Annotated in this window: 3 protein-coding genes; 1 reads left to right on the top strand and 2 read right to left on the bottom strand. The window is 69.2% G+C overall.

The genetic code is table 11. From position 1 onward, the window contains the following. Positions 1-226 precede the first annotated feature (226 nt). Positions 227-1,174: a nucleoside hydrolase gene (locus tag ACQKDV_RS04965; protein WP_427782677.1), complete on the top strand. Its 948-nt coding sequence runs from the start codon at positions 227-229 to the stop codon at positions 1,172-1,174. Positions 1,175-1,178: 4 nt separating this feature from the next. On the opposite strand, the gene ACQKDV_RS04960 is transcribed toward ACQKDV_RS04965, so the two are convergent. Further along, positions 1,179-2,438, bottom strand: a complete 1,260-nt coding sequence (locus tag ACQKDV_RS04960; RefSeq protein WP_427782680.1) for an MFS transporter — start codon at positions 2,436-2,438, stop codon at positions 1,179-1,181. Between the two features lie 112 nt (positions 2,439-2,550). Continuing rightward, positions 2,551-3,708, bottom strand: a complete 1,158-nt coding sequence (locus tag ACQKDV_RS04955; protein WP_427782679.1) for a metallophosphoesterase — start codon at positions 3,706-3,708, stop codon at positions 2,551-2,553. Positions 3,709-3,736: the final 28 nt, after the last annotated feature.

Raw genomic sequence — 3,736 nt, 5'->3', positions numbered from 1 at the left:
TCACCGGGGGAATTGTGCCTGATCAGGGCACCGTTCCGAGACACAAGAGTCGAGCAAGCTCGACGCTACGAAACCCCGGAGGCGATCGAGCAGGGTCTGGGGCGTGACGCGCCCCTCTCCGGTTCGCCCTGCCTGTCATGAAGATGGGACAATGCAGGGCGCGCCGGCCCGGCCCCCTGGGTCCCGCCGGCCCCCCTGCACCACACGGAAGAAGAAGAACAACAACATGCTGAAAGTCATTTTCGATACCGACCCGGGCGTCGACGACGCCCTGGCCCTGCTGTACCTGCACAAGCACGCCCAGATCGATCTGGTGGGCGTCACCACCACCTTCGGCAACGCGTCGGTGGAGTCGACCACCCGCAACGCGCTGTACCTGAAACAGGCCTGGGGCTTTGCCGCCCCGGTCGCGCGCGGTGCCGCCGGCCCGCTGCAGCCCGAAGCCACCCCGGAAGCCTGGCCGGTGCACATCCATGGCCACAACGGCCTGGGCAACCACCCGGTGCCGGCTGCGCTGGACGTTGCTGCCGATGCGCGCCCGGCCCACCAGCTGATCATCGACCTGGTCCGCGCCCATCCGGGTGAAGTGACCCTGGTCGCGGTCGGCCGCATGACCAACCTGGCCCTGGCCCTGAAGCAGGCCCCCGACATCGCCGGCCTGGTGCGCGGCGTGGTCCTGATGGGCGGTGCCTTCCACGTCAACGGCAACATCACCCCGGCGGCCGAGGCCAACATCTGGGGCGACGCCGAAGCCGCCGACATCGTGTTCACCGCGCAGTGGCCGGTCACCGCCATCGGCCTGGACGTCACCACCCGCGTGGAAATGGACCGTGACGGCCTGGACACGCTGGCCGCCATCGGCGGTACCGATGCCGAGCTGGTGCGTGCGCTGTCGCAGGACTACGTGGACTTCTACCTGCAGGCCGGGCACAAGGGCATGGTCGTGCATGACTGCTGTGCCTGCATCGCGCTGACCCGCCCGGAACTGTTCCAGTTCGAGCGCGCCAGCGTGCGCGTGGCCACCGACGGCGTTGCCCGCGGCATGACCATTCCCAAGCCGGAAGGCCTGGCCTTCGGCCCCAGCGTGTGGGATGGCCACGTGCTGCAGTCGATCGCCATCGGCGTGGATGCGCCGGCCGTGCTGGCCGACATCAAGCAGACCCTGGCGGTCTGATCGCCTAGCGCCTGCCCCTGCCCGGGGTCGTCTCGGGCAGGGTCCACAGCACCGGCAGCACCAGCACCGCCACCAGCGCGATCATCGCGCCCGGTGCCGCGGCCCAGCCGCTGCGTTCCACCCACCACTGCGCCAGCCACGGTGTCGCACCGCCGAACACCGCCGTGGCCATGGTCACCCCCAGTGCCAGCCCGCTCACCCGGCCCTCGCCGGGGAACTGCTCGGCCGTGGCCGGTGCTGCCACCGCGCTCACGCCGCCCGCCACGCAGGCCAGCACCACCGCCGCCAGGGCGATGCCCAGCGGCGCGGCTTCGGACATCCAAGCGAACATCGACAGCGGCAGCAGTGCCGCCAGGACGGTCAGGCCCAGCAGCAGCGGACGCCGCCCGAAGCGGTCGGACAGCAGGCCGCACAGGGGCGTGATGGCGATGACCGCCACCGCCGCAACCGTGGACAACCACAGCGCATCACCTTCATCGTGGCCCTGCGCATGCAGGAAGGCCGGCACGTAGGTGATGCCCACGTAGTAGGTGATCGAACCCAGTGCGGAGATCGCAAACGTGCGCGCCACCGCGCCGGGGTGATTGCGCAGCACGTGGCGCAGCGGTGTCGCCGGAATACTGCCCTCACGGCGCTGGCGCTCGAATTCGGGCGATTCGTGCATGCCCGAACGTGCGATGAGGATCACCAGCGCCAACGCCGCACCGACGAAGAAGGGAATGCGCCAGCCCCAGCCATCCAGTTGCGCGGGCGTGAGCATCGCAACGGTCACTGCGGAAATCGCCACCGCCAGCAGCGCGCCCACTTCGCTGGCAGCCGAGGCCAGCGAAGTGACCAGACCGCGTCGTCGTGCCGGGGCGCTTTCCAGCAGATACGCCACCACACCGGTGTACTCGCCACCCACCGAAAATGCCATCACGCAGCGCAGGACCAGCAGCAGTACGCCGGCCGTGGCACCTGCGGTGGCCGCCGTCGGCAGCAGCGCGGTGGCCAGCATTGCCGCAGCCATCAGCGCCATCGAGGCCAGCAGCATCCAGCGCCGGCCCAGGCGGTCGCCGAGGTGGCCGAAACAGAGCGCGCCCAGGGGACGCATCAGGTAGGACACCGCGAAGCCGGCGAGCGTGACCAGCATCGCCTGCTCGCCGCCGCCGAAAAACACCCGCGACAGCACGGTGGCGAAGTACAGGTACAGGGTGAAGTCGTACCACTCCACCACGGTGGACAGGCCCGCCACCCACATCGAGCGCCGCCGCGCCGCCGTCATTTCAGTCATGACCGGAGGGTGTCACGGCCGGGGTGATGGTGCGGTGCACCTGCAGCCGGGCGCGGGGCCAGAGCCCTTTGCCGGGCAAAGGGATCCGCCCCCAACGCGGGCTTCAAGGCGCGCGGCGCAGGGTAAACACGGTGATTTCCGAAGGCACGCCGATGCGCGCCGGGAAGCCTGCCCACAGGCCGGCGCCGTTGCTCACGTACAGGGTCATGCCATCCACCTCGTAACGGCCGGAAACAAACCCACCGTTGGCCCGCTTCACCAGCTGGTCCATGCCGATGATCTGGCCACCATGGGTGTGGCCGGACAACTGCAGCTTCACCCCGTGTGCGGCAGCATCAACGGCATTGCGCGGGCGATGGTCAAGCAGGATCACCGGCGCGGCCGGATCGGCACCGGCCAGCGCCGCCTTCAGGTCGGGCAATGGCAGGCCGTAGCGCGCCGCCACCGGGTCGGTGACGCCGGCAACGGTCAGCGCCGCCCCGCCACGCTGCACCTGGGTGTGGCTGTTTTCGAGCACCTGCATGCGCAGCGCGCGGAAGGCCTGCATCCACTCGCGGTACTGCGCGTAGTACTCGTGGTTGCCGGTGATGGCAATCACTCCGTCCGGTGCCTGCAGGTCACCCAGCGGGCGGTAATCATCGCGGCGTGCAGCCACCGTGCCATCGATCAGATCACCGGTGATCACGATCAGGTCCGGCTTCAGCGCATTGCTTTCGGCCACCACCTGACGCACCCAGTCGCCGGTCAACAGGCGGCTGGCATGGATGTCGGTGAGCTGCAGCATGCGGTAGCCGTCGAAGGCGGCTGGCAGGTCCTTGATGGACACCTCGACCTGATGCGGCTTCGGCACTGCCATGCCCTGGCTGACGCCGTACGCACTGAGCAGGAATGCGGCACCTGCGGCCAGCGGCCGCAGCAACGGCGTATGCAGGGCCGACACTGCACGCGGCAGGCGCAGCACGCGCGCCGCCAGCAGGCCGGCATCGAACAGCAGCATCGCCAGCGCCAGCAGCAGCACGGCGGTGGAGCCGGTGGCCAGCACGGCGATGGCCATCTGCGGGATTTCCGGCGAAGCCATCGTGCCCCAGAAGGTGGCGACGATGCGCAGCTGCACGGCCAGAGCCACCAGCAGCAGCGACAACAGGGCCTTGGCCCAGACCGGCAGGCGCAGCGGCCAGAACAGGCGCCAGGCCACGTACAGGCCCATCAACAAACCCATCGTACTCAGCACTGCGACATTCCAGCGTGTGGGGCCCGCCATGGTGACGGGTGGAGGTTGCAATGGGTAG

The sequence above is a fragment of the Stenotrophomonas sp. NPDC077659 genome, from assembly GCF_050268705.1.
GTDB lineage: Bacteria > Pseudomonadota > Gammaproteobacteria > Xanthomonadales > Xanthomonadaceae > Stenotrophomonas.
Note: the sequence above shows the minus strand (reverse complement) of the source record. Positions and strands in the feature narration are given on the sequence as shown.

What these genes read in the sequence shown, in the direction of transcription:
- ACQKDV_RS04965 (WP_427782677.1), top strand. Translation starts at nt 227, where the DNA reads ATGCTGAAAGTCATTTTCGATACCGACCCGGGCGTCGACGACGCCCTG.
- ACQKDV_RS04960 (WP_427782680.1), bottom strand. Translation starts at nt 2,438, where the DNA reads ATGACGGCGGCGCGGCGGCGCTCGATGTGGGTGGCGGGCCTGTCCACC.
- ACQKDV_RS04955 (WP_427782679.1), bottom strand. Translation starts at nt 3,708, where the DNA reads ATGGCGGGCCCCACACGCTGGAATGTCGCAGTGCTGAGTACGATGGGT.